General features: G+C 68.2%; 21 protein-coding genes. 13 read left to right on the top strand and 8 right to left on the bottom strand.

The window, feature by feature from the left end; genetic code table 11:
* Nucleotides 1–136 precede the first annotated feature (136 nt).
* Nucleotides 137–1,792, bottom strand: a complete 1,656-nt coding sequence (locus tag AC6IW9_RS06645; protein WP_497770524.1) for a methyl-accepting chemotaxis protein — start codon at nt 1,790–1,792, stop codon at nt 137–139.
* Nucleotides 1,793–1,861: 69 nt separating this feature from the next.
* Here AC6IW9_RS06645 and AC6IW9_RS06640 point away from each other — a divergent pair, with 69 nt between their 5' ends.
* Nucleotides 1,862–4,507 (top strand): DUF6165 family protein, encoded by a 2,646-nt coding sequence (locus tag AC6IW9_RS06640; RefSeq protein ID WP_497770521.1) that lies wholly within the window; start codon nt 1,862–1,864, stop codon nt 4,505–4,507.
* A 190-nt stretch (nt 4,508–4,697) separates the two neighbouring features.
* Here AC6IW9_RS06640 and AC6IW9_RS06635 read toward each other — a convergent pair whose 3' ends face one another.
* The gene (locus AC6IW9_RS06635) at nt 4,698–6,032 is read right to left on the bottom strand and encodes a TldD/PmbA family protein (protein ID WP_497770519.1); all 1,335 of its coding nucleotides are present in this window, start codon (nt 6,030–6,032) and stop codon (nt 4,698–4,700) included.
* A gap of 175 nt (nt 6,033–6,207) precedes the next feature.
* Here AC6IW9_RS06635 and AC6IW9_RS06630 point away from each other — a divergent pair, with 175 nt between their 5' ends.
* Entirely contained in the window at nt 6,208–6,399 is a 192-nt protein-coding gene (locus AC6IW9_RS06630) for a hypothetical protein (RefSeq protein WP_497770517.1), read from the top strand.
* On the opposite strand, the gene AC6IW9_RS06625 is transcribed toward AC6IW9_RS06630, so the two are convergent.
* Nucleotides 6,387–6,560: a hypothetical protein gene (locus AC6IW9_RS06625; RefSeq protein WP_497770514.1), complete on the bottom strand. Its 174-nt coding sequence runs from the start codon at nt 6,558–6,560 to the stop codon at nt 6,387–6,389. The two genes, AC6IW9_RS06630 and AC6IW9_RS06625, sit on opposite strands and share 13 nt — an antisense overlap.
* Nucleotides 6,561–6,629: 69 nt before the next feature.
* Here AC6IW9_RS06625 and queC point away from each other — a divergent pair, with 69 nt between their 5' ends.
* The gene (gene queC / locus AC6IW9_RS06620) at nt 6,630–7,352 is read left to right on the top strand and encodes a 7-cyano-7-deazaguanine synthase QueC (RefSeq protein ID WP_497770511.1); all 723 of its coding nucleotides are present in this window, start codon (nt 6,630–6,632) and stop codon (nt 7,350–7,352) included.
* Between the two features lie 6 nt (nt 7,353–7,358).
* On the opposite strand, the gene AC6IW9_RS06615 is transcribed toward queC, so the two are convergent.
* The gene (locus tag AC6IW9_RS06615; protein ID WP_497770508.1) at nt 7,359–8,261 is read right to left on the bottom strand and encodes a polysaccharide deacetylase family protein; all 903 of its coding nucleotides are present in this window, start codon (nt 8,259–8,261) and stop codon (nt 7,359–7,361) included.
* A 64-nt stretch (nt 8,262–8,325) separates the two neighbouring features.
* Between AC6IW9_RS06615 and AC6IW9_RS06610 the strand changes: the two genes are divergently transcribed.
* The 6 genes from AC6IW9_RS06610 to AC6IW9_RS06585 all read left to right on the top strand — a co-directional run bounded on the left by AC6IW9_RS06610 (nt 8,326) and on the right by AC6IW9_RS06585 (nt 13,672).
* Nucleotides 8,326–8,772: a GNAT family N-acetyltransferase gene (locus AC6IW9_RS06610; RefSeq protein WP_497770505.1), complete on the top strand. Its 447-nt coding sequence runs from the start codon at nt 8,326–8,328 to the stop codon at nt 8,770–8,772.
* A 122-nt stretch (nt 8,773–8,894) separates the two neighbouring features.
* Entirely contained in the window at nt 8,895–9,374 is a 480-nt protein-coding gene (locus AC6IW9_RS06605) for a J domain-containing protein (protein WP_497770502.1), read from the top strand.
* Nucleotides 9,375–9,436: 62 nt separating this feature from the next.
* Complete coding sequence (locus tag AC6IW9_RS06600; RefSeq protein WP_497770499.1) at nt 9,437–10,150, top strand: 4'-phosphopantetheinyl transferase family protein; 714 nt, start codon at nt 9,437–9,439, stop codon at nt 10,148–10,150.
* A 353-nt stretch (nt 10,151–10,503) separates the two neighbouring features.
* Entirely contained in the window at nt 10,504–10,839 is a 336-nt protein-coding gene (locus AC6IW9_RS06595) for a hypothetical protein (RefSeq protein WP_497770497.1), read from the top strand.
* 104 nt (nt 10,840–10,943) lie between these two features.
* On the top strand, nt 10,944–12,671 hold the full coding sequence (locus tag AC6IW9_RS06590; RefSeq protein WP_497770495.1) for an AsmA family protein: 1,728 nt from the start codon (nt 10,944–10,946) through the stop codon (nt 12,669–12,671).
* Nucleotides 12,668–13,672, top strand: coding sequence for an efflux RND transporter periplasmic adaptor subunit (locus AC6IW9_RS06585; RefSeq protein WP_497770493.1), 1,005 nt, complete (start codon nt 12,668–12,670; stop codon nt 13,670–13,672). The genes AC6IW9_RS06590 and AC6IW9_RS06585 overlap by 4 nt, the downstream gene beginning before the upstream one ends.
* A gap of 16 nt (nt 13,673–13,688) precedes the next feature.
* Here AC6IW9_RS06585 and AC6IW9_RS06580 read toward each other — a convergent pair whose 3' ends face one another.
* Nucleotides 13,689–14,732: a TraB/GumN family protein gene (locus AC6IW9_RS06580; protein WP_497770490.1), complete on the bottom strand. Its 1,044-nt coding sequence runs from the start codon at nt 14,730–14,732 to the stop codon at nt 13,689–13,691.
* A 224-nt stretch (nt 14,733–14,956) separates the two neighbouring features.
* Here AC6IW9_RS06580 and AC6IW9_RS06575 point away from each other — a divergent pair, with 224 nt between their 5' ends.
* Nucleotides 14,957–16,441, top strand: a complete 1,485-nt coding sequence (locus tag AC6IW9_RS06575) for a caspase family protein (protein ID WP_497770488.1) — start codon at nt 14,957–14,959, stop codon at nt 16,439–16,441.
* Between the two features lie 21 nt (nt 16,442–16,462).
* Here the strand turns inward: AC6IW9_RS06575 and AC6IW9_RS06570 are convergent, their stop codons facing one another.
* A complete protein-coding gene (locus AC6IW9_RS06570; protein WP_497770485.1) occupies nt 16,463–18,472 on the bottom strand; it encodes a tetratricopeptide repeat protein in 2,010 nt (669 codons plus the stop codon).
* Nucleotides 18,473–18,607: 135 nt separating this feature from the next.
* On the opposite strand from AC6IW9_RS06570, the gene AC6IW9_RS06565 reads away from it, so the two are divergent.
* The 3 genes from AC6IW9_RS06565 (at nt 18,608) to rpmB (ending at nt 21,089) form a co-directional block, all read left to right on the top strand.
* A complete protein-coding gene (locus AC6IW9_RS06565; RefSeq protein ID WP_497770482.1) occupies nt 18,608–20,305 on the top strand; it encodes an autotransporter outer membrane beta-barrel domain-containing protein in 1,698 nt (565 codons plus the stop codon).
* Nucleotides 20,306–20,420: 115 nt separating this feature from the next.
* Complete coding sequence (locus AC6IW9_RS06560; protein ID WP_497770479.1) at nt 20,421–20,615, top strand: hypothetical protein; 195 nt, start codon at nt 20,421–20,423, stop codon at nt 20,613–20,615.
* Between the two features lie 180 nt (nt 20,616–20,795).
* A complete protein-coding gene (gene rpmB, locus AC6IW9_RS06555; protein ID WP_497770477.1) occupies nt 20,796–21,089 on the top strand; it encodes a 50S ribosomal protein L28 in 294 nt (97 codons plus the stop codon).
* A 122-nt stretch (nt 21,090–21,211) separates the two neighbouring features.
* On the opposite strand, the gene AC6IW9_RS06550 is transcribed toward rpmB, so the two are convergent.
* Nucleotides 21,212–21,457, bottom strand: coding sequence for a hypothetical protein (locus AC6IW9_RS06550; RefSeq protein WP_497770474.1), 246 nt, complete (start codon nt 21,455–21,457; stop codon nt 21,212–21,214).
* Nucleotides 21,458–21,560: 103 nt separating this feature from the next.
* Nucleotides 21,561–23,474, bottom strand: a complete 1,914-nt coding sequence (cobT, locus tag AC6IW9_RS06545; RefSeq protein ID WP_497770471.1) for a cobaltochelatase subunit CobT — start codon at nt 23,472–23,474, stop codon at nt 21,561–21,563.
* Nucleotides 23,475–23,553 lie beyond the last annotated feature (79 nt).

Here is a 23,553-nt window from a genome sequence, read left to right as displayed (position 1 = left end):
GCGCTCGGCGTGCTTCGATCGTGGATGCGGGGCGCTCCGCCTCGCGCTGGATCGAGAGGCTTGATACGTTACGCGGGCGCTGTAAACTGCCTGTGGAAATTACTTAGCCGCATGCGGCGGCGAATGGCGGAATCGTTCAGAAGCTCCGCCAATCCACGTCGCTCGCGGCGTCCGACTGGACGCCGCCCGCGGCGGCGCGGCGGCGCGGAGCGGAGGCCGACGGCCGTCGGGCCTCCGCCGCCGCCGGCCTGCCCTCTCTCGCGCCGGCGACGAGCTTGAAATGCGAGATCAGCCGCGTGAGCTCCGCCGCCTCGTGAGACAGGCTGTGGCTCGCCGCGGTGGTCTGCTCGACCATGGTGGCGTTCTGCTGCGTCATGCTGTCGAGCTGGCTGACGGCTTTGTTGACCTCGCTCAGGCCGGTCGCCTGCTCTCTCGAGCCGGCGGCGATCTCGGTCACGACCTGGCTCACATCGCCGATCTGTCCGACGATCAGCTCCAGCGCGTCGCCGGTGCGCGTCACCAGCACGACTCCGTTCTCGACCTGCGCCGTCGACGCCGCGATGAGGCCCTTGATCTCCTTGGCGGCCTCGGCCGACCGCTGGGCGAGCGCCCGCACCTCGGATGCGACGACGGCGAAGCCCCGCCCCGCTTCGCCCGCCCGCGCGGCTTCGACGCCGGCGTTGAGCGCGAGCAGATTCGTCTGGAAGGCGATTTCGTCGATGACGCCGATGATCTGGCCGATGTCGCGCGTCGAATGCTCGATGCGGCGCATGGCGCCGACGGCCTCGCGCACGATGGCGCCGCCCTTCTCGGCCTCCGCCTTGGCCGCGTCGAACACTTCGCTCGCATGGCGCGTGCTTTCGGCGGTCTTGTTCACCGTGGCGGTGATCTCTTCGAGCGCCGCAGCGGTCTCCTCGAGGCTCGCCGCCTGCGTCTCCGTGCGCCGCGCGAGATCGTCGGCGGCCCGCGACACTTCCGTGCTCGACGACTGGATGACGCTCGCGGAATTGCCGACGTCGGCGAAGGCATCGCGCAGCTTCGCGACGGCGTTGTTGAAATCGTCCTTGATCTTGTCGAAGTCGCCGTCGAGCGTCTCGTCGATGCGCCGCTGAAGATCGCCATGGGCGAGCGCGTCGAGCGCTCTGGCCATCGCATCGAGGGCGCGGCGCTGCGCCGCCTCGGCGTCGGCGCGCTTTTCGTCCGCCACGCGCCGCTGCTCGCGGAGAGTGTCGAGATAGACCGAGATGGACAGATCCATATCGATGAAGGCCGCTTTGACGAGCGCCGTGACGCTCTGCGCCAGCCGGCCGGCCCGTCCCTTGCCGGAAAACATCGAGCTCGGCGTGCTTTCCTCGACCACGGCTCGAATCAGCCGATCGACGATCACCGCATAGGCGGAAACGTAGAAGCTGGGCTCCAGGCCGATACGCGCATGCGCTTTGCCGACGCTCTGCACCATGCGCTCGTATTCGGGCCCGAAATCCGCTCCGGCGATCTGCGTCCAATGCCGTTGCTGCGCGCCTTTCGCCGCGGTCATGTGGCGCTCGTCGCTGAAGAAGGCGCGCAGCTGCGCATCCGCGCGAACTTTGTCGTAGAAGACGTCGAGAGCCGGGCCGAGCGCACGCGCGAGAAGAGGCTTGAGCTGTCGCAGCGCCGTCCGAGCCTCCTCGGACATGTCCATGAATCCGAGCCTCTGCTCCATCGTCATCGACCGCTGCGACGAATTGGTCATATCCTGCCCCGTGTCATAGAGCGCCGATCGCGCCAATGGCTTCGCCGGGACTTCGATCATCGATCCCTGTCTAGACGCCACCAATGAATTCATACTCGATTCGTGTGGCTTAGACGTTAACGATCCCTGGTGAACGCTTTTTTCATATCGGGTGCGATAAGTGCGGCGTTGGCGCACTCCCTCTCGCGAAGTCAGTCCGAGACAAGCTCCGGCCTCTACTCGGGCTGTTCGTTGCAGATGCGAAGAGGCAGGTCGATGAGGCCGAAACAGCGCAAGCCACGCCCCGAGCTCTCGCGCTTGCCCGCCGACTCCGAACTCTTTCTCACGACGTTGATGGCGGATGTGCGCGAAGGCTCGCTGTCTGCCGCGACACGGAAAATCGACGAACGCCGCGACGTCGTCGACGCACATCCTTTCGCGAGCTATCTCGCCGGCCTCATTCGCGTCGCAAAGGGCGAAGAGGAAAAGGCGATCGCGCATTTCGGCCGCGCCGTCGCGCTCGCTCCCGATCACGCGCAAGCGCTGTGGGGCCGCGCCGTCGCCCTGCAAAAATGCGGACGCGCGAGAGAGGCCCTCCCCGATTACGAGGCCTCGCTGCGTCTCGATCCCGGCAACGCCGAGGCCTGGTTCAATTACGGCGAGGCGCTGCTGTCGCTGCAGCGACATTTCGACGCCTGCAACGCTTTGACGCAGGTTCTCGCCCTCGCGCCGGGCCATGCCGCCGCTCTCGGCGACCGCGCCCTCGCCCTGCACGCGCTCGGGCGCGACGCGGAGGCGGTCGAAGACTACGATCGCGCTCTCGCGCGCGAGCCTGCCGACAAAGCATTGCTGCGAAACCGGGCCGTATCTCTCGCGCGCCTCGAGCGCCATGAGGAGGCGCTCGCTTCCTTCGCGCAGGCTTTCGCATTGGACGCGACTTATTTCGACGCCGCCGACGGCGCCGCAGCCGCCCTCATGGCGCTGCGCCGCTTCAGCGAAGCCGGCGCGCTGTGCGACCATATCCTGTCCATCGCTCCGGATCATGCGCCCGCCCTGCTGACGAAGGGCAATGCGCTGCACGAATTGAAACGCTTCGACGAAGCGCTCGCCGTCTTCGACGCGGCGCTCGCGCGCGCGCCGCGCGACGTGCGGCTCGCCACCAACCGCGGCATGGCCTTGTTCGAGCTCGGACGCTTCGACGAGGCGCATGCGGCCGCGATCGAGGCCATCGCCGTCGACGCCGGCTTCGCGCTCGCTTGGCGATGCCGCGGCATGACGGAGCTGCGCCGCGCCGAGCTCGACGAAGCGCTCGCCTCTTTCGACGCGGCGCTGCGTCTCGCGGGCGCGGATGCGGACGTGCTCTGCGGACGTGCGATCGTGCTCAAGGAGCTCGGCCGCTATGACGAGGCGCTCGCCGATTTCGACCGCGCCGCAGCGATCGATCCGCGCAACGCGGAGGCCAAGGCGAACAAGGGCTCTCTGCTGCTGCTGCTCGGGCAATTCGAAGAAGGCTTGGAGCTGTTCGAGCACAGATGGGTGCAGGGCGACCGGCCGAAGGCCGAGATCTCCTATCGCTGGCCGGAATGGCGCGGCGAGCCGCTCGCCGGCAAATCCATCCTCGTGCTGGACGAAGCCGGCCTCGGCGACGCGCTGCAGTTCAGCCGCTATGCGCCGCTGCTCGCGCAGGCCGGCGCGCGCGCGACGTACCATTGCCGCCCTTCGCTCGCGCGCGTGATGCGCGGCCTCGGGCCGGATGTCGCGATCGTCACGGCGCCGCCGCCGGAGGCGGATTATGATTATTGCGTCACGATCTGCAGCCTGCCGCGCGCCTTCGCGACGCGCGCGGAGACGATTTGCGGACGTCCATATCTCCGCGCCGAGCCGGAGCGCGTCGCGCATTGGCGCGAGCGCATGCGCGGCGACGGCTTCAAGGTCGGGATCGCCTGGCACGGCAGCTCGCATTCGCGCTCCGATCATACGCGCGCGGCGCCGCTCGCGGCTTTCGCGCCGCTCGCGCGCGTCGAGGGCGTGCGGCTCGTCAGCCTTCAGAAGAATTTCGGCGCCGAGCAATTGCGGAACGCGCCGGACGGCATGCGGGTCGAGTCGCTCGGCGCGGATTTCGATTCCGGCGCCGACGCTTTCGTCGATACGGCCGCGGTGATCGAAAATCTCGATCTCGTCGTCACCATCGACACGTCGATCGCCCATCTCGCGGGCGCGCTGGGCAAGCCGGTGTGGATCGCGATCAAGCATTCGCCCGAATGGCGCTGGATGCTGGAGCGCGAGAACACGCCCTGGTACGACAGCGCGCGCCTGTTCCGGCAAAAGCAGCGCGGCGATTGGGACGAGGTTTTCGCACGCGTGGCGCATGAGCTGGACCGCGTTGCGCGCGCGCCGCACGCCGAGCCGGTGATGACGCCTTGCTCGGTCGGCGATCTGATCGACCGGATCACGATTCTCGAAATCAAATCTGAAAAAATCGTCGATCCGGCCAAGCGCGCCAATGTCGCGCGCGAGCTCGCGCTGCTGTGCCGCCAGCGCGACGAACGGGGCTTTCGCGGCGGCGCGCTCGACGCTCTGACGCGCGAATTGAAAGAAACCAATCTCGCGCTGTGGGACATAGAGGACCACATCCGCAATTGCGAGAAGCGGCAGGACTTCGGCGCCGAGTTCGTCGCGCTCGCCCGCAGCGTCTACCAGCGCAACGACCATCGCGCGCTGCTGAAGCGCCGCATCAACGATTTCTGCGGCTCGGCCATCGTCGAGGAGAAGTCTTACGACGAGACGCGGCAATAAAGGGCGCTCCCTTCTCCCGCGGGCCGGAGAAGGCGGCCCCGCGAAGCGGGGTCGGATGAGGGTCGGTCCCGCTCCAATGATTTCGAAAATGACTCGCCGAGCCGCGGAGAACCGCGGCGGCCCTCATCCGACCCTCGCTGACGCGAGGGCCACCTTCTCCCGCAGAGCGGGAGAAGGAAGGGCGGCGCCTCTAAATCCCGCTCGACTTCGACGAAAATTCGAACTCCTCCACCATCATCGGCGGCGCGCCGATCGCCGCATCGCCGCCCATGTCCACCCAGACGCGCGCGCTCGGTCCGATCGCGGCGACGCGCGAAAAAATATGCGCGAGGCTCTCGTTGAAGCGCATGTTGCGCGCCGGCGCGACGATGCGCCCGTTCTCGATGAGAAAATTGCCGTCGCGCGTCAGGCCGGTCAGCAGCAGGCTGCTCGGATCGAGCATGTTCGTGTACCAGAAGCGCGTCACCAGCACGCCGCGTCGCGTCGCCCGGATCATTTCGTCGATGCTCGTCGCGCCGCCCTCGAGCGTGAAGCCGCGCGCGGTGGGAACGGGCTCGAGGCCGGTCTTCTGCGCCCAGAAACGTGAGCGCGTGAGTTCGCGCAGCACGCCCTTCTCGATCCATCGGCGCGGCGTCTGCGCGAGGCCTTCGGCGCCGAAGCACGACTCGGGCGCGATCTCGTCCTGCGGGCTCGATCGAAGCGTGATCTTCTCGTCGAACAGCTTCTCGCCGATGCGCGAGGCGCCGCTGCGCGCAGAGAAGAAGCTGCGGCCTTCGTCGGCCGCGCGCGCATCCATCATCCACACGAGCCAGCGGGCGAGCTCGCCGACGGCGACCGGCTCGAGGACGACCGTGTAGCGTCCGGGCTCCAGATCGACCGGCTCGGCCTCCTGCGCCGCCTTCTCGGCGGCGCGGCGGCCGATCGCGGCGGCGTCGAGCGCCGTCGCCGCGAAAGCGCGCCCGCCGGCCCAGCCGGACCAGAGATCGTCCCGCCGGCGCGCCGTCGTCGAGAAATCGACGAAGCTCGTCCGGTCATAGGCGAAGAGGCCGTTGCTCGTCGCTATCGCCTCGAAGCGGCGGCCGGAGCCGGCGAAGCCGGACATCGCGACGCCGTGCGCACGTCCTTCCTCGATGATGCGCGCCGCCGCTTGCGCGAGATCGCCGAGGCCGAGCGCCGCCGTCGCCTCGTCATGGCGCGCGCCGGAGAGATAGTTCTGCGGGCCGGGCGGCGCCATGAATTCGGGATCTTCGGGCATCAGCCGTGCGATCTGCTCCGACCGCGCCAGAGCGTGCTCCAGCTCCCGCGCGTCGAGCCCGCCGACGGAGACGGAGCCCGAACGGGCGCCGATGTGCGAGGCGACGCGGAGGCGCGCCTGTGCGCTCGCGACATTGGTCGTCGCGCTGCCGCCGGCGAAGCGCAGGCTCTGCGTCTCGGAACCCTCGATGAAGACCGTGCAGGAATCGGCCTGCGAGCGTCCGATGAGGCCGTCGACGATGGATTTGACGTCGTCTCGCGTGAGGAACATGGCGCGGTCGAGGCTCCGGCTCGGCGGCGTGGCGACGCGCCCCCGAGCCCGGACCGTCGCATAGCACGCCCACGCGAGGAGTCGAGGGCGCAACGGGGGCCGACGGCTCCAAGTCGAGAATAAGAATAAATCTAAATAATCAGACTGTGGCAACTCCCGTGATACGAAATTTTTCTTGGAACTGTTACAAACTCCTAGCCCCTGCGTTGACGCCCACAAGTCCAGGAAAGTAATCATCGGACTCGCCGTCAACGCCAATAACGCCAATAATGTGTCGGATGCGGTCCACGCGGTCTGCTTCCTGAACGTCGCGTGCAATTACACCGCCGGACGCACCGTCACCGCCAAGCTCGGCTATCGCTGGTAGGCGGCGCGCTCACGACGCGCGGCTGCTCGGCGATGGGAAAGCGCATCAGCATGCGCGCGCCCCTTCGCCGGGCTCTGGGCGACGATGGTTCCGCCCATCGCCTCGACGAGGCTGCGGCAGATCGACAGGCCGAGGCCGGCGCCCCCGTCGAGCGGAACCATATTGCATGAACCGCTTCGATTGCGCGAAGGACGAAGGGCGAAAGAACCGTTCCCGAGAAACAGGCCGCCATGACATCGACCGACCAAACGCACACTCCCCACGCCTCGGCTCTCGTCCTCTTCTCCGGCGGACAGGATTCGGCTGTCTGCCTCGCCTGGGCGCTGGCGCGCTTCGCCCGAGTCGAGACCATCGGCTTCGATTACGGCCAGCGCCATCGCGTCGAGCTCGAGCAGCGCGAGATTTTGCGCGCGGGACTGGCGCGGCTCTCGCCGCTCTGGGCGGAGCGGCTCGGCGACGATCACACGATCTCGATCGAGGCGCTCGGCGCCATCTCGGAGACCGCGCTCACGCGCGACGCCGCGATCGCCTTCGACGCCTCGGGCCTGCCGAACACATTCGTTCCCGGCCGCAACATCCTGTTCCTCACATTCGCGGCCGCGCTCGCCTATCGGCGCGGGATCGGCGATCTCGTCGGCGGCATGTGCGAGACCGATTATTCCGGCTATCCCGATTGCCGCAACGACACGATCCGCGCCGTCGAGACCGCGCTCTCGCTCGGCATGGACCGTCCGCTCGCGATCCATACGCCGCTGATGTGGATCGACAAGGCGGCGACCTGGCGCCTCGCCGAGCAATTGGGCGGCGAGGCGCTCGTCTCGCTCATCGTCGAGGAGAGCCACACCTGCTATCTCGGCGAGCGCGGCCGGCGCTTCGACTGGGGGCGCGGCTGCGGCGAATGTCCCGCCTGCCGGCTGCGCGCGGCCGGCTGGGAGACGTTTCGCGCCGGCTGAGCGGGGCTATTCCGGCGCCTGCTCGATCGGCCGGAACGGCCGCTGCAGCCGCCCGCTCGCGAGCAGGCGCTCGAACAGCCGGAGACCCGCGGGCTCATTGCCGTTCGGATGGACGAGGACGATGGAGCCGGCGCGTGGCGCCGGCGACAGCACGAGCCAGGCGTCGGCGCCGAGCGCGATCAGATGGCGCCGGCGCAGCGCCTCGGCGAGCCGCGTATCGGCGACCAGGCCGGGAAAGCGGAAGAAGACCGAGGGCGTCGCCCCTTTCTCGATCAAGAGGCGCTCTGTCGCGAAAATCTCGGCGTCGAGGTCGCTCCCCGGCCGCAGCAGATAATTGCGCGTCTCCGCCAGGCCGCGAACGTAAGGATGGTCGAAAGAGTGATCGACCCACGAAATGGCCAGCGCGCCGCTCCTCGCCTTCTCCATGAGCCATTCGAAATCCGCGCTATGGCCGAGCAGCCAGCGTCCCGAGACGGAGAGCGCGACCGGCGCCCCCGGCGCTGCGGCGGCGAGACGCTCGAAAAAGCCGCGATCGAGCGCTCTGCGGCTCGGGCAGAGGTCGCCGGTCAGGAAGGAGCCGCCGCCTGCGCCATGGGCGAGCCCGGCGTTGGTCGAGACGCTGCGTCCATCGGCGAAACCGCCGTCCTGCCCGAGGGGACGCAGCGCGCGCGAGAAGCGCGTATGCGCCTGCGCGGAATCGTCCGTTTCCACACAGCGCCAGTCGGCGGCCGGAGCGACGCTGGTCGCGAGCGTCTCGGGATCGACGGTCAAGAGAGCGCCGGCGCCGCCGACCCGCATCCGCCGGATGGCGAGGCGCGAAGCGCCCGCCGCGTCGCGGCAGGCGAGGAAGACGGGCCGATAGTCTTCGACCCGGCGGGAGGCCGCGCCGGCGTCCGAGACGGTCGGCATTGCGGCGAGCGCCGCGAGGACACAGAATAAAATCGGCGGGGCGCCGGTTTGCCGGGATCGGACCATGAACGACAAATCTCCCGAAACGGCGCCCGTTCGCGTCGTCCTCCACGACCTCGAGCGCGAGAGCCCGGCCGTCGCTTCGGCGCTCGGCGCGGAGATCGCGGCGCGCTTTTCTCCGCGCGACGAGGCGCCCGTCTCCATCCTCGCCCATGACGAGAATGGCGCGCTGCTCGGCGGCCTCAATGGCGTGACGCATTGGCGCTGGCTCTATATCCGGCATCTCTGGGTCGCGCCGCAACGCCGGGGCCTCGGCCTCGGGACCAGCCTGCTGCGGCGGGCCGAAGAGGCGGCGCGGGCGCGCGGATGCGTCGGCGTCTATCTCGACAGCTTCGATCCGCGCGCCGTCGCCTTCTATGAGACATACGGATTTTCCCGCTGCGGAGAAATCTCGGGCTTTCCGCCGGGCCACAGGCGCGTGTTTCTCGCCAAGACGCTCGCGCCGGCCTGACGGACCCTGCCCCGCGCGCTGGCTCCGAACATGCATGACCGGCCTTTCGGGCCGGTCATAGCGGACGCTTTCGCACAATTGCGGGGCGCCCGGCGCCGGCGCGTGGACGAGAGCGGGCGGGAATGTCGGACAAAGAAGAATGGGTCGTCTGGAACGGCTCGCTCGGGGTCCTCGACAAGGTGGCGATCGGCCGCATCGAGGAGAGCGAGGGCGGCCGGCTGGCCTATCTCGCGGACCCTTACGGCGTGGTCGGCCCGTTCAGCCTCGACGAGCTGGAGGCGCAGGGTCGCATCGCCTTCGGCGCCTGCCTCGTCATGTCCCGCCGGAGATGGCAAGAGGATCAGGTCGAGCTGCGACTCGAAGGACGCGCGCAGCGCCGGGCGTTCCAGATGCGTTTCGACTTCGACGACGACGACGATCGAGAGCACCGCAAGGCGCTGAACCTTCCGCTGGAAGGGGCGCTCGAGCCGGCCGAGATCAAGGCCGCCTTTCGGCGCGAGGCCAAGACCGCCCATCCCGACGCCGGCGGCAGCGACGAGCTCTACCGTCGCATCGCGGAGGCGCGCGACGCGCTGCTCGAGCAATTCGCGGGCGCGTCCTGAGCTTGCTTTCCGTTTTCGTTCGGACAGTATTCGAGCCGGAGAGGGCGGACGAGAAGGCGGGCATGTTGACGCGCAACGAAATCCATGTCTGGCGCGCCGATCTGACCGGCGAGCCGGGACGGCGCCTGCCGCGGCTCCTGTCCACGCTGTCGGACGAAGAGAGCGCAAAGCGCGCGCGCTTCCTGCGACAGGGCGACGCCGACCTGTTCGCGCTCGGCCGCGCCATGCTGCGCATGATCCTCGGGCGGCTCCTCGGCGTCGCGCCGCGGCGCGTCGCCTTCGAGAACGGGCCCTTCGGCAAGCCGCGCCTTCCATATGCGCTCGGCTCGCCCCTACGCTTCAATGCGAGCCATTCCGGAGAGGTCGTGCTCGTCGCTCTCGGGATCGAGCGCGAGCTCGGCGTCGATATCGAGGCCATCCGCCCGATCGCCGATGTGGACGATCTCGTCCGCACGACTTTTTCGGCGCGCGAGCAGAGCGGGATCGCCGCCGCCGCGGATCGGCTCGCATCCTTCTATGCGGCCTGGACGCGCAAGGAGGCCGTGGTGAAGGCGCTGGGCCTCGGCTTGAGCTTTCCGCTCGACGCCTTCGACGTGGAGGTCGATCCGGCGCGCGCCCCGGCGCTGCTCTGCTCGTGCGACGAGTCGCTTCGCGTGTCCGATTGGATGATGCACGCCCTGCCGCCGACGCCGGGCTACGCCTGCGCTCTGGCGGCGGAGCGGGCAGACGGTTCGGCGGTGGTTTTCGAGGATTGGACCGGGGCCGGGATCGACTGAGCGGTCGCGGCGCAGCGGCTCTACGCTGCGCCCGATCAAGGCGGCGTAATCCGGAACCGTCCCATAGCTCGGCGCGAAGACGCGATCGGAAGCAAACGTCCGGGCAAACGAGCTTTCGTCACGATTACCGCCCCTCACGACACGCCGCGGCGAGTGTAGCGCGGCATAGAACCGAGGCTCGGATAGCTTTCGTCCGCTTCCTTGCCGGCCGAGCGTCCGCTGTGATAGCTTGCCGACAGCCAGCGCCGTCGGCGCTCGACGGTTTCAGGGCGAAAGCCGATTTGCTCCTCGGTCCGCTACACCGAGCGCGGTATGCTCTTCGTGGCGTCTCGGCCGAGAGTGAGGGGATGAGAATGAAGATCGCAGTCATTGTCCTCGGCTCGCTGCTGCTCGCGGGCCCGGCCGCGGCGGCCGAGCGCGGCACCACCGCCGAGCGCGCCGCCTGCACGCCCGACGTGTTCCGCCTGTGCATGTCCGAGATTCCGAACGTCGATGGGATCGTCGCCTGCCTCAAGCGCGAAAAGGCGCATCTGAGCAGCGCCTGCCGCACCGTCATCGCGGGCGACGACAAGAAAGTCGCCACGCGCTCGATCCGATCGGACGCCGATTGGTGCCTCTTCGACAAGGAGCCCGCCTCCACCGACGAAGTGTGGCGTTCCTGGTGCCGGGACAAAGCGCGCGTCGAGTGACGCATGGGAACGCTTTTCGCGGGGTCCGAGTTGAACGGGCGCAGCGGCGCGCGGTCCGGCCGGCGCGCTGAGCGGCCGGCCGCAATTGGAAAGGTCGCGACGCCGTGAAACTGTCGCGTGTTCTCGCCGGGCCGATCGCTCTCGCCGCCGTCGCCGCGCTCGGCGTCGCGCTCTGGCCGAGCGTTTCCGACCGGCTGCTGCGCAGCCTTGAGCAACGCCTCGGCGCGGAAACCGGCCTCGTCTGGTCGATCGGCGCGCTCGACATCGATCTAGGCCCGGAACTGGCGTTGCGCGACGTGACGGCGCGCGAGGCGAGCGGCGACGCGGCGCGCCGGCCGCTCCTCGCCGTACGCGAGGCCAAACTCTCCGGCGATCTCTCGGCGCTCCTCGGCGAGTCGGGCGAGTGGCGCGCGACGCTCGGCGGCGTCGCCTTCGATCTTCCTCGGCCGCAGAGAACGTCCGATCCGTTGAACATCGTCGCGGCGGCGACGTCGCGGCCGCTCCCGCGGCTCGCGGCGCTGAAGGCGGCGGCGCGGGGCGTGGCGATCGACGACGCCACGACCCTCTCGGCCCGCGCGGATGGGCTCGAATTGTCGGGCCGGCTCGCGCCCGCCGCGCAAACGGCCGCGGTCGATCTGGCTCTGGAGACGAAGTCCCACACGGCTTCGATCGGCTTCTCCTGGCCTCTGGGCGACGGGGCGGCGAAGCTCGTCGTCGCGCCGCGCGCGGCGGGGACGGGTCAACGCGTCGAGGCGACGGGGACGGTCTCCCTCGATTCGTCGCGCCTGCGGCTCGCGCGCGTCGACGGAACGGTCGGCGACGCGCCCTTCACGGCCGACGCCTCTCTCGATCTCTCGTCGCAGCCGAGCCTTGCCGCCGATATTCGCGTGAGCCGGATGGTTCTGACGGACGATTCCGCCGGCTCCTCGCTGCGCGTGTCGCCCGAGGCGCGAAGCGGCGCTCATGTCGTCACGGTGCAGGATCTGGAACAGATCGATCCGCGCGCGCTCGACCAGCTGCGGCTCCAGGCGACGATCGCGATCGACGATCTGCGCATCGGCCATTTCCGCTTCGGCGACGTCACGACGCGCACCACGGCCGCCGACCGGCTGGTCGACGTCGCGATCGACGCGAAACGCTTCTATGACGGCGGTCTGCGCGGACGCTACACGCTCGGGGCGCGCGGCGAGACCGGGCTCGTGCATCAGATCAGCCTGTCGATCGGCGGCGCCCGGATCGGCTCCCTCATGGCGGACGCCGGCGCAGGACGCCTCCTCGACGGCGTCGCCACGTCGCGCGTCGACCTGCAGACGACCGGCGGTTCTTTCGCCGAAGCGCTGCAGGCGGCGGAAGGCCGCGCCGAAATCTCCCTCTCCGACGGCCGGGTGAGCGGAGGCGGCGTCGGCCAGACGATCGGCATTCCCTTCGCCTCCGAGCTGCTCGGCGCCGTGGACGACGGCTCGCTCACGCGCTTCCGCAAATTCGGCGGCTCCTTCACGTTCAAGAACGGGACGGCGGCCTCGAACGATCTGAAGTTCGAGTCGAAGCTCGTCGACGCCGCCGGCGCCGGCCGCGCCGATCTCGTCAAGGGCGCGATCGATTTCACCTTCAAGGCGCGCCTGTCGCTCGCCGGCAAGCGCATAGAGACGCCGATCCGCGTCCACGGCCCATGGCGGGACCCGTCGGTCGACGCCGATCTCGCCGGCGCGCTCGGCTCCTCGATCGATGCGCTCGGCTCCTTGGGCGGCGCGCTGGGCAAGGGCGACGGCGACATCGGCGGCATGATCGATTCACTCTTTTCGAGCGGCGGCCGCAAACGGACGGGGAGATGACAGGCGTCATGACGCAGGAGGATCGGGCCGCGACGCGCGGCGGAAACAGCGGCGCGTCCGCTCGCGTCTCTCGGATCGCCCGCCGGCGCCTCCCGCTCTCCCTCCTCGCGATGCTCGCGGCCGCGGCGGCGCAGGCCGCCGACAAGCCGGAGGCGCCGGCCGGCGCCCTCTCCGTCTCGGTGAAACGCGCGCGCGAAATGTGCTTCAAGGATCAGGTGGAAGTGACGGGCGCGATCAGCGCGCGGCGCGAGGTCGAGGTCGGGGCGAGCCGCGAGGGCTATGTGGTCTCGCAGGTTCTGGTCGAGCCGCTCGATATCGTGTCGGCCGGCCAGGTCCTCGCCCAGCTCGCGCCGTTCGAGGGCTCGCCGGGCGGCGCCGGGACCATCGCTCTGCGCAGCCCGGTCGCCGGCGTCGTCAGCCGCAACGCCGCCGTGGCGGGCATGCCCGCCTCGCCGCGTCAGGGGGGGTTGTTCCGCATCGTCGCCAATGGCGAGATGGATCTGCGCGCCGAGGCGCCCATCGACGATCTCAAGAAGCTCTCTGTCGGGCAGAAGGTCGTCGTCACCCCGCTCGGCGCCCCGCCGGCGCCGGCGAAAGTGCAGTTCATCGCGCCTTCGGTCGATCCCGCGAGCCAGCTGGGCCGCGTCAAGATCGCCATCGACTCCGGCCGCTCGCTGCAGACCGGCGTCTTCGCCCGCGGCGTCATCCTCGTCGCCGAGCGATGCGGAACCGGCGTGCCCTATTCCTCGATCATGTATCAGCCGGACGGCACGATCGTGCATGTCGTCGTCGACAATCGCGTCGTCGCGCGCCGGGTCGAGATCGGCCTGCTGTCGGGGACCGATGTGGAGATCCGCTCCGGCGTCACCGCCGACGATCTCGTCGTCGTCCGCTCCGGGCCGTTCCTGCGCGACGGCGATCTGGTCGCGCCGATCCGCGTCGAGGACGCCCCGGCCGCCGAGGCGGGACGCGACCGCGTTTCGCGCGGCGACGCCCGCTGACGGGTCCGCCCCGCCGCTACTCGATCCGCTCGATCTCGTAGCCGGACTGCCGGAACAGGGAAAGGAGCCCTTCGGCGCCCGGCAGATGCGCCGCGCCGACCGCGATGAAAGCCCCCCCGCGTGCGGCGATCGGCAAGGCGCGATCGCGCATCCGATAATTGCGCTTGGTGATCAGCCGGTCGAGAAAGGGCGGCGGAATCTGCGCGCCCGCGACGAAGGGCAGCGGATCGGCCGATCGCATCCAGGCGAGCAGCCAGCCGAGATTCTTCTCCTTGTAGCGCTCGAGCGTCGTCTCGACGGCGTCCTCCGCCTGATCGGCTTGCTTCAGCGCCGCCGCCAGCAGGTCTCGCTCCTCGGCGCGGGTCAATCCGTCCAGGATTTCGATCTGCTCGAAGAAGGTCTCGAGCCCGACGACCGCCGCGCCCTTGCGCCGCCCGGCTTCGGCCAGCAGAGCGTCGGCGTAGCTCTTCTGATCGGCGGCGTCCGCGGCGCAGGGCGGGAGATCGAGCAGCAGCGCCAGGGCCGAGGCCTTGAAGTCGAGCAGGGGCAAGCCGCCGATGCGCCGATGGCGAACCAGGGCCTCGAGCCGGCCGACTTCGTCCCGGGACAGCAGACGCTCGGCGCGGCGGTCCTTGTCGGCGACGAGCGTCGCGCGCATGCGGGCGGGATCGTCCTTCGTGATACGGTCGAGATCCTCGGCGGTCTCGACCATCTCGAGCACGACCGTGTCGGATTCGGCGAGCGCCTCGCTCACGACGAGCGAGAAATTCGACGCGCGCGGATCGGCGAGATGGAGCGAGCCGAACAGATAGGAGCGCTTGCCGCCCGCGCCGGTCAGGCGGAACAAGCGCCCCTCGGCGAAGGGAGTCGCCTCGACCTCCGCCGCCATGCGGGCGAAGACCAGCGGCGAAACCGTCTTCAGAATGGGGAAGACGTCGCGCCCGCGGCAGGCGGCGAACGCGACGGACGGCGCCGCGAGGCTGGTCCAGAGCGCCGCGGCGACCGCCGCGCGCGCGGATCGGGCGGCGCAACGCCGCTTGGTGTCGGATATGAATCGCAAGAACCAGGTCGCTCCGGCCGCGGGAGGATCGCCCGTTCGTCTCTAAGCGAAACGGCGTGGACCGGCAACGCCTTCTCGAGGCGCGCCTGCGGCGTCGCTGCGTTAACCCGACTTCGAAGCCCTGTCACGAACCGCTATCGAGCCGCGGCGGAAATATGCTAATCGGGCGGCGAGCGCACGGACGTCCGCTCGTCCGAACATTGGCATCTCAGCGCGGGTGATACATGAGGCTCGTTCGGCTTCTCGCCGTGACTTCGACGCTCTTGGCGGCGTGCGCCTTCTTTTCCGCCGGCGGCGCGGCTCCGTCCGGCTCGCCGCGCCAGGCGCTGCTGATCGGCAACGCCGCCTATCCGGACGGGGAAGCGGAGCTGACCACGCCGGCCAATGACGCCGACAAGCTGTCCGAGACGCTGCAACGGCTCGGCTTCCAGACCGAGGTCGCGAAGAATCTCGGCAAGAAGGACATGGAAAGCGCGATCGAGCGTTTCCTGCAGCGTCTCGATTCCGGCTCGACGGCCGTGCTGTTCTTCGCCGGCTATGCGGTGCAGGCCGGCGGCAGGAATTACCTCGTTCCGGTCGACGCGCACATCTGGAGCGAGGACGACGTCGCCAGCCAGGCCGTGTCGCTCGACGGCGTGCTGGCGAAGATCGCGGCGCGCGACGTCAAGGCGCGCATCGTCTTCGTCGACGCCTCACGGCGCAACCCGTTCGACACGCGCTTCCGCAGCGTGCCGCCGGGTCTCGCCGTTCCACCGTCGAGCACGGGAACGCTCGGATTTTATTCGGCCGTCGGAGCCATCACCAACGACCCGCCGTCGGCGAAGAACAGCCTGTTCGTGACCGAGATCGTCCGCCAGATCGGCGACGCCGAGCGCAATGTGGCGCAGGCGCTCGCCGCCGCGCGCGACGAAATCGCGCGCCAGTCGAAAGGCCAGCCAGCGCCGCTGCTCGACAATGGACTCGAGGGGCCCTTCTGGCTCGACGGCAATCGCCGGACCGCCGGCCCCGAATCGCCGAAACCGCCGTCCAAGGCTCCGCTGAAGACGCCGGAGCCGGTCAAGGTTCCGGAGCCCCTGAAAATCCCCGAGCCCGTCAAACCGCCGGAGCCGAAGAAGCAGGAGCAGGTCACGGCGCCCGACCGGCCGAAGCCGGGACCGGCGACGCCGACCTTCCCCGACCGCCGGCCGCTCGAGGTCAAGGCCTATTCCGCGTCTGAGCTGGCGCTCAAGACCGATCTCGACGCGCGCATCGCGCGCAATCCGAGCGACGAGACCTCGATCAGCCGGCGCGGGCAATTGCTGGCGCTGCACCGCGAGTATCCCGCCGCCCTCGCCGATTTCGAGCGGTCGACGCGGCTCAATCCCGACAATGTCGACTCCTGGAACAACCGCTGCTGGATCCGCGCCATCGCCAATGAGCTCTCCCGCGCTCTGCAGGATTGCAACGAGGCGCTGCGCCGCCGGCCGAACTTCACCGACGCGCTCGACAGCCGCGGGCTCGTCCGCTTCAAGCAGGGCGATCTGAACGGGGCGATCGAGGACTATAACGAGGCGCTGAAATACAACGCCCGCCATGCGTCGTCGCTCTATGGGCGCGGGCTTTCGCGCCTCAAGCTCGGACAGGCCGACAAGGCCGACGAGGACATGGCCAAGGCCAAGAGCATCAATCCCTCGATCGAGAACGATTATCGGGAATACGGCCTGAATTGAGCGGCCGCGCTCCGCGACGGGTCATTTGCCGACGAAATAGAACCGCTCGCTCGACAGCGAGCCGTAGGTGAACGGGTCCTGGCGGCCCTGGGTCAGCTTCAGCACCTGATCGCGCACCTGGCGGAACAGCATGTTGATCTCGAGCCCGCTCTTGGTGATGTTGTCGAGCAGCGCCTGGGTGAAGGGGCTGTGGTCGCCGTCGCCGTCCTCGGCCGTATTGCCGTCGCGCGTCGCATAGGCGACGAGCGTTCCGCCGCGCGGCTCGATGCTGGACAGGCCGCGCGTCACCACATGCGTCGTGATCACGCGCTTCATCTTCGGCTCGAAGGGATTGTCGCGGCAGGCGTCGAGAAGAACGAGACGCAGCTTCTTCGCCTTGTTGGCCGCCTGAAGCACGCGCTCCAGCGGGACGGCCTCCTTCTGAACGTCCTGGTCGGTGCGCAATTGCGCGTCGACCGGAATGAGATAATTGCCGCCGGCGATCTGGAAGCCGTGGCCCGCGTAGAAGATCACGCCCCAGTCCGCCTTCGCCGCCTTCTCCTCGAACATCTTCAGAGCGGCGAGGAAGGAGGCGTTGCTCGCATTGTAGACCTTGATCACGGTCTTGAAGCCGAGACCTTCGAGCGCCTTGGCCACGGCGTCGGCGTCCCGTTCGGGATTGGGCAGAACGGGGACGGCGCGATAGGCCGAATTGCCGACGACGAGCGCCACGCGGACGCCGGGGTCGAAATCCAGGCCCTCGGCGATATCCTCGGCCTTGATCGCCGCGAGCCGCTCGTTCGCGAGCTTCTGGGCCGGCTTGGCGACCCCCGCGCCGGCGTCCGAGGAGAAACTTGCCGCCTTTCGATAAGCGGCCTTGGCCCCCTCGCGGTCTTTCTTCTTCTCCAGGGCGAGACCTCGGCCGGTATGCGCGGCGATGAAGTCGGGAAGGATGCGGATCGCCTCGTCATAGTCCTGGAGAGCGCGCTCGAGGTCCCCGATCTCGCGATAGGCGTCGCCGCGGAAGGTCAGCGCGATCGGCGACCGCTGCGCGAGGCCGACCGCCTTGTCGAGATCGCGCAAGGAGCCGCGCAGATCGCCGGAGAGCCGGCGGACGAGCCCGCGGTTCGTATAAGCGAGATCGAAGCTCGGATTGATCAGTATGGCCTCGCTGCAGTCGCTCTGGGCCTCGGCGAGCCGGCCCATGTCCTTCAGCGTCAGGGCGCGATTATTGTAGACTTCTTCGCTCGGCTTCAGCGAGAGCGCGTGATCGTGGTCGGCGAGCGAGCGTTCGAGGTCGCCCTGCAGCCGCCAGGCTTCGCCGCGGCGGGTATGCCAGGTCGGATTTTTGGGTTCGAGCCGGATGGCGCGGTCGTAATCGGCGACCGCGCCTTTGAAATCCGCCTTTTCCATTCGCGCCATGGCGCGGTTGGAATAGCCGAAAGGCTCGTCGGGCTTCAGCCGCACCGTCTGATCGAAGTCGGCGATCGCTTTGTCGAAGTCGCGCTTGAAGTAATGAGCCTGGCCTCGATTGATGTAGGCGTTCACATGTTTTCGCTCGAGCGAGATCGCCCGGTTGAAATCGGCTATGGCGGCGTCGTATTCGTCCTTGTCGAGGAGCGTCGCGCCCCTGAAGTTGTAGAGATCGGCCGCCAGCGGCCGATGCTGCTCGTCGCGCAACGCATCGTCGCGCAACGCGCGGCTGAAATCCGCGATGGCGAGCTCGGGCTCGCCGAGCCGCTTGTGGACGAGGCCGCGACGCTCGAGGGCGACCGTCAGCTTGGGGTTCCGATCGAGCGCCGCGGTGAAATCCCTCAACGCCCCGTCCAGGTCGCCCTTGCCGACCTTCGCCTCGCCCCGCTGACTATAGGCCTCCGCCGCCTGCTCCTCCGTCAATTTGCCCCGCTCGATGAGCCGCGTGCAGGCGGGTATCGAAGCGTCCGGGTTCGCGGCGGAATCGATGCAGAGGTCGAGGTCGTCCGCGAACGCCGCCGTGGCGAGCGCGAATGGGAGCGCCAGCGCGAGGAGGAGCCTGTGGCAGATTTGCAACATTCGTAACATCTTTACCATTTCCGCCTTAAGGAATCCTACGCAGCGGCCGCGAATAAGGTAATCTGATCGGGGCCAGAGTTTTGCGAGCAGTAGAATTGTTATACGCGTCAACAACTTGTCAAGGGTAACGATGCGATGACGGAACGGGCGACACTGATTCTCATTCTCGTGGCGTCCGCCACTCTCGCGAGCTTTCTCGGGGCTGGAGCGGCGCGGGGGCAGGAAATCGGAGGCGGCGCCGGCAACGGCTCAGCGGGAGCCGTCGGCGGAGGCGACAATCCCGAGCTCGAAGCCTTCGCCGAGCGCACCCGCAACGTGCTGTGTCCGAGCACCGCCCCGCTCATCAACGGCCAATGTTACGACGCGTCCGGTTTTTCGGGCGCCGCCCTCGCCAGCCAGGCGCTGAGCTCGCTCTCTCAATCCACGACGCAGGGCAGCAACAACAGCGCGCTCGGCAAGCTCAGGGAGCGGCGCGAGCAGGAGGCGGCGTCCTGCGCGGCGGGCTTCTCCCGCGTCGGCGGCGAGTGCCGGCCGAACGAGCAGCAGCGGCGGGAAGCCCAGCAGCGGCCGGCCGAGCGCGCCAAGACGACTCGCGAGAAAACCGCGCAGGCCAAGACCGCACAGGCCAAGACCCCGCAGGCGAAAACCGCGCGCGCCGAAAAGGGCAAGCGCGTCGCCGTCGCCGAGGAGAAGGGCCGCGTCGGATCGCCCGCGTCGAGCCGTCCCGCCGGCGCCGGAGGCAAGCGCAGATATGCGTCGGCGCCGGCCGTTTCCGGGGAGATCGAGCCGATCGGCGCGGAAAGCGCGGGCGGAGCGCGCTGGATGCTGTTCGGAACGCCGATCCCGATCTCGCCCGACGCCCGCTTCGGCTCCTGGATCGAAGGCTATGGCGATTTCGAGCGGCGCACCGGCGGCGGCGACGCCTATGTCCTGCCGGGCGTCAATCTCGGCATGTCGACCATCCCGATCCGGGTGAGCGCCAAGAGCGAGACGACGAGCTACGGCTTCCAGATGGGCTTCGACCTCACGTCGCGAGGCGTCTTCAAGCCGGACGACGGCCTCATCGCGGGCGTGCTGCTCGGAGCCGCCCATTCCGACCTCACGCTGACGACAGCGGCGATCTCCTCGAACCTCGCATTGGTCGACAATGGCTCGAGCCGGCTCCAGGCGCGCTTCAACGGCGGCTCGGCGGGCGTCTATGCGACCTATTTCGACGGCCCCTTCTCGGCGGATTTCCTCGCCAAGGCGGACATATTCAATCTGAACGCCAGCTTCACCGACAATATCGCCTTCGCGCCCAATTACATCGACGGCGAAGGCAATATCTACTATGGCGTGGCGGCGCGAATCGTTCCCTATTCCGCCGCACAATCCACCAACGTCAAGAATGTCAGCCTCGCCGGCAATTTGAACTATCGCCTGCCGCTCACGACGAATCTGTGGCTTGAGCCGACCGTCGGCGCCCAATATACGGCCACTCTCTACGACCGTTCCGCGAAAGCTCTCGGCCTCGCCGACGGCGAGCAGGTGCGGGTGCAGGGCGGCGCGCGCGTCGGCACGAACTTCCTCTTCGCCGCCACTCCGACCACTCTCACCGTCACCGGCCTCGCCTATGACGACGTGCTCGTCGCTGGGGGCTTCGTCAGCGTGCTGGCCTTCAACGGCGGCAATTTCCTCGCGCAATCCAATGAGGGCAAGCCGCGTGGCCGCGGGATCGTCGCGTTGAATTTCGACCATGGCGAGGGAATTGCGTCCTTCGTGCAAGGCGAAGTCCGCGGCGGCTCGGGCCTCATCGGCGGCGGCGGCAAGGCCGGAGTCCGCTTCAGCTGGTGACGCTCCGGCGGGGGCGACGCCCCCGGGGCGCGCCGAGCCGCTTTTCTGCCGTTCCCATCGGCCGCGGCTGTCGGTAATACTCTTCCCGGTCTCTCCTTCCGCCGCGGAAACGACGATGATCAGGATCGAGCTGGAGCGTGCTGTCGCTGCAAATCTCTTCGAGGCGCTAGAGCGCCGTCTCGAAGTCATTCAGGCCCTGGAGAAAGCCGGCGGCGTGATCGTCGTCGACGAATTCGAACGCGAAAAATCAGCGATCGTGCCCACCCTGATCGCGATCGAAGCAGCGCTGAAAGTCCCGCCGCGGCAATGAGCGCGAGACCGAAACATCGGTCGAATGCGATCCTCTGTTGACCTCTCGCCCAGCCTGCCGCTATAAGGCGCGCAACCAAGGGCTCGCCCGGGGCGCGAGAGCCTTTTGCGAATTTCTCGTCATGCGACGATTTCGAAGCGCGGAACTGCGCGCATTCGGCCGATCGAAAGGAAGAAGACCATGTCCCGCCGTTGCGAACTGACCGGCAAAGGCGTGCAGACGGGCAATCTCGTCAGCCACTCCAACCGCAAGACGCGCACGCGCTTTCTGCCCAATCTGGTCAATGTGACTCTGGCCTCCGACGCGCTGGCGCGCTCCGTGCGGCTACGCGTCTCGGCCGCGGCCCTGCGCTCGGTCGAGCATCGCGGGGGGCTCGACGCCTTCCTGCTGAAGGCGCGTGAGACGGAGCTGTCGGACGGCGCGCGCGCTCTGAAGCGCGAGATCGCGAAGAAGCTGGCCGCGCCGAGCGCCTGAGCCATTTCAGAGTCTCGAAAACGTAAAGACCCCGCGTCGGCAACGCGGGGTCTCCTGTTTTCACTGGCCGCCCTTGCCGCCGCGCCCCATCGAGGTCGACCGCAATCGCTCCGGGCGGCGTGTCAGCCCCAGATCGATAACGCGACACAAAGCAGCAGGGGAAGGGAAGCCAGCGAGAAGATCGCGGCGACGCACAGAACCCTCTGGACGTCGAGCGGCTCGTAGGACGCCGCGGGCAATCCCGCATTTCGAACTTTGCCAAAGGTAATCATTACGCAACCCCTCGTCACTTTCATCCGTCGCACGAAGGCGCGCGGATGATCGTCACTCCACGCGAACACGACCATCGCGCCGAAACGTAAACGCAATTGCCGCCCTCGAGTTCCCGCCGCCGACCCGTGGTTTCGGCGCGGTTGAGCGCTGGATACGAAATTAACCGGATCGAAACGAACCGCCTATGCGGGAAATCACTCAGCGCCGCGCGACACGGCGCGCGGCGCCGAAGCCGCCCGCCGCCGCGGGCGTCTGCGCATTCTCGCTGAACAGTTCCGCGAGCTTCTCGGTCATCGCGCCGCCGAGCTCCTCGGCGTCGACGATGGTGACGGCGCGGCGATAATAGCGCGTCACGTCATGGCCGATGCCGATGGCGATCAGCTCCACGGGCGATTTCGTCTCGATCTCGTGGATCACGTGCCGCAAATGGCGCTCGAGAAAATTGCCCGGATTGACCGAGAGCGTCGAATCGTCGACCGGCGCGCCGTCGGAGATCATCATCAGAATGCGACGCTGCTCGGAGCGCGCGAGCAGGCGGCGATGCGCCCAGTCGAGCGCCTCGCCGTCTATGTTCTCCTTCAACAGGCCTTCGCGCATCATCAACCCGAGATTGCGGCGGGCGCGCCGCCAGGGCGCGTCGGCGGCCTTGTAGATGATATGGCGGATATCGTTCAACCGGCCCGGATTGGGCCGCTTGCCGTCGGCGATCCAGGCTTCGCGCGACTGTCCGCCCTTCCACGCCTTGGTGGTGAAGCCTAAAATCTCGACCTTCACGCCGCAGCGCTCCAAGGTGCGCGCCAGAATGTCTGCGCAGGTCGCCGCGACAGTGATCGGGCGGCCGCGCATAGAACCGGAATTGTCGAGCAGCAACGTCACCACCGTATCGCGGAAATCCGTGTCCTTCTCGCGCTTGAAGGAGAGCGGTTGCTGTGGATCGATGACGACGCGCGGCAGGCGCGCCGGATCGAGCATGCCCTCCTCGAGGTCGAACTCCCAGGAACGATTCTGCTGCGCCATCAGCCGCCGCTGCAACCGGTTGGCGAGGCGCCCGACCACCGAGGAGAGATGCAGCAGCTGCTTGTCGAGATAGGCGCGCAGCCGGTCGAGCTCCTCGGCGTCGCACAGCTCTTCCGCCTTCACGATCTCGTCGAAGCGCGTCGTGTAGACGTTATAGTCGCCGCCGGTTCGGTCGGGCGGCGGCGCCTGGCCGCGACGCGCCTCCATCGCCTCGTCGAGATCGCCGGACTCGACCTCCTCCATCTTGTCGGCGTCCGGCGATTCGGCCGGCTCGCTCTCGCCCTCCTTCAGCGACTCCTCGGAGGCCATGGCGGTCTCCATTTCGGAGGAGCCGGAAGGCGTCTCCTCCTCGTTCTCGTCCCCTTCCGACTCGTCGGGGTTTTTCGGCTCGTCCTGCTCAGAATCCTCGGATTGCTCCTCGCCGCCCGCACTTTCTCCCGACAGTTCGAGCGCGGTGAGCAGCCGGTGCGCCGCTTGCGCGAAGCCGCGCTGATTCTCGATCGACGCCGACAGCTTGTCGAGCTCGTCTCCGGCGCGCTCCTCGACGAAGGGACGCCAGAGATCGACGAGCTTCTGCGCATGGGGCGGCGGCGCGAAGCCTGTGAGCCGCTCCCTCACGATCAAGGCGAGCGCGTCCTCGAGCGGCGCGTCGTCTCGACTCGCCATGTCGCCGAGTTTGGCGCGCTGATAGCGGTCGTCGAGCATGGCGCCGATATTGGCGGCGACCCCAGTCATCCGCCGCGCGCCGATCGATTCGACGCGCGCCTGCTCCAGCGCGTCGAAGGCCGCGCGCGCTTCGAGATCGGCGGGCTGCACGCGGCGATGGATCGCCTCGTCATGGCAGGCGAGGCGCAGGGCGATCGAATCTGCGTGGCCGCGCAGCACCGCCGCGTCATGCGCCGTGAGCTTGCGCGGCGGTTCGGGCAGGCGCGCCTTGGCCTTGCCGTCCGAGCCGAACAACGCCGCGCGCTCGGGCGCGAAGGCCACCTCGAGCTCCGGCGTCCTCGCCATGGCGCGCATGGCGCCGGCGACGGCGCGCTTGAACGGCTCCTGCGGAGCCTCCCTCGGCGTGGCGGGCTTGCGATTTGTGGCCATTCGTCTTTTCTGCTGCGGTCCGCTGGCTGCTGATCCGGTCAATATACCGATGTTCGCCGGCCTGCTCCACGAAAGACGC

It is taken from the genome of Methylosinus sp. shoA (assembly GCF_059718125.1).
The sequence above is the reverse complement of the archived record's forward strand: the minus strand, read 5'-3'. Positions and strand labels throughout refer to the sequence as shown.

Excerpts from the sequence above, each read along its gene's own strand:
- rpmB (WP_497770477.1), top strand. The coding sequence starts at position 20,796 with ATGTCCCGCCGTTGCGAACTGACCGGCAAAGGCGTGCAGACGGGCAAT.
- cobT (WP_497770471.1), bottom strand. The coding sequence starts at position 23,474 with ATGGCCACAAATCGCAAGCCCGCCACGCCGAGGGAGGCTCCGCAGGAG.
- AC6IW9_RS06575 (WP_497770488.1), top strand. The coding sequence starts at position 14,957 with ATGAGGCTCGTTCGGCTTCTCGCCGTGACTTCGACGCTCTTGGCGGCG.
- AC6IW9_RS06595 (WP_497770497.1), top strand. The coding sequence starts at position 10,504 with ATGAAGATCGCAGTCATTGTCCTCGGCTCGCTGCTGCTCGCGGGCCCG.
- queC (WP_497770511.1), top strand. The coding sequence starts at position 6,630 with ATGACATCGACCGACCAAACGCACACTCCCCACGCCTCGGCTCTCGTC.
- AC6IW9_RS06610 (WP_497770505.1), top strand. The coding sequence starts at position 8,326 with ATGAACGACAAATCTCCCGAAACGGCGCCCGTTCGCGTCGTCCTCCAC.
- AC6IW9_RS06635 (WP_497770519.1), bottom strand. The coding sequence starts at position 6,032 with ATGTTCCTCACGCGAGACGACGTCAAATCCATCGTCGACGGCCTCATC.
- AC6IW9_RS06600 (WP_497770499.1), top strand. The coding sequence starts at position 9,437 with ATGTTGACGCGCAACGAAATCCATGTCTGGCGCGCCGATCTGACCGGC.
- AC6IW9_RS06585 (WP_497770493.1), top strand. The coding sequence starts at position 12,668 with ATGACAGGCGTCATGACGCAGGAGGATCGGGCCGCGACGCGCGGCGGA.
- AC6IW9_RS06605 (WP_497770502.1), top strand. The coding sequence starts at position 8,895 with ATGTCGGACAAAGAAGAATGGGTCGTCTGGAACGGCTCGCTCGGGGTC.
- AC6IW9_RS06570 (WP_497770485.1), bottom strand. The coding sequence starts at position 18,472 with ATGTTGCAAATCTGCCACAGGCTCCTCCTCGCGCTGGCGCTCCCATTC.
- AC6IW9_RS06560 (WP_497770479.1), top strand. The coding sequence starts at position 20,421 with ATGATCAGGATCGAGCTGGAGCGTGCTGTCGCTGCAAATCTCTTCGAG.
- AC6IW9_RS06645 (WP_497770524.1), bottom strand. The coding sequence starts at position 1,792 with ATGATCGAAGTCCCGGCGAAGCCATTGGCGCGATCGGCGCTCTATGAC.
- AC6IW9_RS06565 (WP_497770482.1), top strand. The coding sequence starts at position 18,608 with ATGACGGAACGGGCGACACTGATTCTCATTCTCGTGGCGTCCGCCACT.
- AC6IW9_RS06615 (WP_497770508.1), bottom strand. The coding sequence starts at position 8,261 with ATGCCGACCGTCTCGGACGCCGGCGCGGCCTCCCGCCGGGTCGAAGAC.
- AC6IW9_RS06625 (WP_497770514.1), bottom strand. The coding sequence starts at position 6,560 with ATGGTTCCGCTCGACGGGGGCGCCGGCCTCGGCCTGTCGATCTGCCGC.